Genomic DNA, 2,770 nt, shown 5'->3' on the forward strand with positions numbered 1-2,770 from the left:
CCATTATCCACCCGCTAATCTCAAGCAAGTACGTATAAAAAAACCCGCCGTTAAAAGGCGGGTTTCAGAGTAGATAGTGGGTTAGCCAACGACGCCTTGGCCGCGAGGGTAATTATCTAATAGGTGGCGAAGCGTTTCGGCAGGCGTTGAATCGCTGACACAGGCGTCTCCCAAGTCGTTCAGTAGCACCAGACGCAAGCGCGCATCCACGTTCTTTTTATCCAGCCGCATGCGCGCCAAGAAGTCATCAGACGACATTCCCGTTGGCGCGACCAGCGGCAGGCCAGCGCTTTCAATCACCATTTTGGTACGTTCAAGCGCCTCATGGCTAATCCACCCAAGCTGGTGGGAGAGTGTCGCTGCCATGGCTATACCTGCCCCCACCGCTTCACCGTGAAGCCACTTGCCATAGCCTTGATGCGCCTCAATGGCGTGGCCAAACGTGTGGCCAAGGTTCAGCAGCGCACGAACGCCCTGCTCGGTTTCATCTTCCGCCACAATATCGGCTTTGATTTGACAGCTTTTGGCAATGGCCTCTGCAACGATCTCAGGCTCAACGCGGCGCAGCGCCGTCATGTTCTGCTCAAGCCAAGCGAGGAAGGCCGCATCGCGAATAAAACCGTACTTCACTACCTCGGCAAGCCCCGCTGAGAGCTCCCGAGCGGGCAGCGTGGTGAGAGTAGCAATATCCACCACCACGGCTTTGGGCTGCCAAAACGCACCAATCATGTTCTTACCCAGCGGATGGTTCACACCGGTTTTGCCACCCACCGAGGAGTCCACCTGGGAAAGCAGCGTGGTGGGCACTTGAATAAAGGCCACCCCGCGCTGATAGGAAGCAGCGGCATAGCCCACCATATCGCCAATCACACCGCCGCCAAGGGCAATGAGTGTGCAGCGGCGGTTAAAGCCAGCTTCCAGCAGCGCATCCCAAATGCGTCCTACCTGCTCGATGGTTTTGTACTGCTCGCCATCTGGCAGCACCACGGCACGCACGTCTAAATGCTCGGGTAAGCTAGAACGCAGCGTGTCTAAGTAGTGCGGCGCCACGGTTTCATTAGTGACGATCATGACTTGGCTACCGGCCAGATAGGGCACAAAACTGTCTGAGCGATTTAATAGCCCAACGCCAATATGGATGGGGTAGCTGCGCTCACCCAGTTCAACGGTTAGCGTACGGTCATGGGCTAGCTCTGTCATTGAGATACCTTTTTATGCGGGGCGCTGGCGGTTTCTAACGGATCAATCAGGCGATGCACGCGGCGTAAAATTTCATTCACCACGGCACGGGGGCTACGGCGATCCGTACGTACCGTAATGTCGGAAGTAGCACGATAGAGCGGATCACGGGCGGCGAACATATCGTTGAGCACCTGTTCGCGATTCGCGCACTGCAGCAACGGGCGGTTGCGATCTTTGGCGGTGCGTTTTAGCTGCTGCTCGACAGTGGTCATCAAGTACACCACTGTACCGCGATCGCGCAGCGCTCGGCGGTTCTCTTCTCGCAGCACAGCGCCACCGCCGGTGGCGACCACGACATCCGTGAGCTGGGTGAGCTCGTCAATCATCTGAATTTCACGCTGACGAAAGCCTTGCTCACCCTCCACGTCAAAAATCCAGGGTATATCGGCACCGCAGCGGTCTTGTATGGCGTGATCGCTATCGTAAAACGGGCGCGATAGTTCTCCCGCCAATAAGCGGCCTATCGTGCTTTTACCAGCCCCCATGGGGCCTATTAAGAAAAGATTGGGTAAATCCTGCATCAGCGAACCGCCAAACCATCATCAAGTAATCGTGGAGTGATAAAGACTAATAACTCTACCTTTTCATTGCTCTCTTCGGTATAGCGAAACAGCCTGCCCAGTATAGGAAGATCGCCCAGCAGCGGTGTTTTCGCTATTTGGCTCAGCTGTTCAGTGGTCAAAATACCGCCTAACACCACCGTCTGGCCATTATCGACCAGCACCTGGGTCTCGATTTGGTTGGTATCAATGGGCGGCTCGCCGCCGAACTCGCTCTCACGGAAGCTGTCGTTCTTGATTACCAAATCCATAATGATGCGGTTATCCGGGGTAATTTGAGGTGTTACCTCAAGGGAGAGCTCTGCCTCTTTAAACTCGGTATCTGGGTTGCCCTGGGCATCGACACTCTGGAATGCCCGCTCCTCCCCTTGGCGGATCGTTGCGGTGCGCTGGTTGGCGGTAATCACCCGAGGCTGGGAGATCGTCTGGCTTTTGCCTTCGCTTTCAAGGGCGCGCAACTCAAGGTCGAGCAGAATATCCCCTGAGAGATAGCCAAAGCTGAAGCCCGTATCAGCCGCTGCCGTTGAGCCTAAGTCCACCGCCAGGCCACCTTGGGCACGGTTGATGCCGTTGGGGTTGATGTCACGACGAGTGAAGTTGCCGTTTTCCTCCTCTAAGAAGCCTCGAGTGCTATCGACTCCCCAATTCACTCCTAGCTCTCGGGAAGCGGTATCACGGGCAATCACGATGCGCGCTTCGATCTGTACCTGACGCACCGCCACATCCAGCCGGTCCAGCGTCCGCATAATATCGCGCACCTGTTCGGCCGTGTCTTGAATGAGCAGTGTGTTGGTACGCTGGTCAACGCTAACGCGGCCACGCTCAGTGAGCAGCCCAAAACCGTCACCACCACGCAACAGCTGTGCTAAGTCTTCGGCCCGTGCGTACTTTATCTCGATGAACTCAGTCACCAACGGTGCCAAGGTTTGCTGCTGGCTACGGGCCTCAATCTCCTGGCGCTCAATCTC

General features: G+C 56.1%; 3 protein-coding genes. All 3 read right to left on the reverse strand.

What is annotated here, in order from left to right:
* Window positions 1–81 precede the first annotated feature (81 nt).
* Window positions 82–1,200: a 3-dehydroquinate synthase gene (aroB, locus tag BIS10_RS18165; protein ID WP_253507481.1), complete on the reverse strand. Its 1,119-nt coding sequence runs from the start codon at window positions 1,198–1,200 to the stop codon at window positions 82–84.
* Window positions 1,197–1,763 (reverse strand): shikimate kinase AroK, encoded by a 567-nt coding sequence (gene aroK, locus BIS10_RS18170; protein ID WP_062372331.1) that lies wholly within the window; start codon window positions 1,761–1,763, stop codon window positions 1,197–1,199. The genes aroB and aroK overlap by 4 nt, the downstream gene beginning before the upstream one ends.
* Window positions 1,763–2,770 (reverse strand): type IV pilus secretin PilQ (locus tag BIS10_RS18175; protein ID WP_253507484.1); only part of this gene is annotated, 1,008 nt, incomplete at its 5' end. The genes BIS10_RS18175 and aroK, both read right to left, overlap by 1 nt.

The organism is Halomonas sp. 707B3 (assembly GCF_024158645.1).
Taxonomy (GTDB): Bacteria; Pseudomonadota; Gammaproteobacteria; order Pseudomonadales; family Halomonadaceae; genus Vreelandella; species Vreelandella lionensis.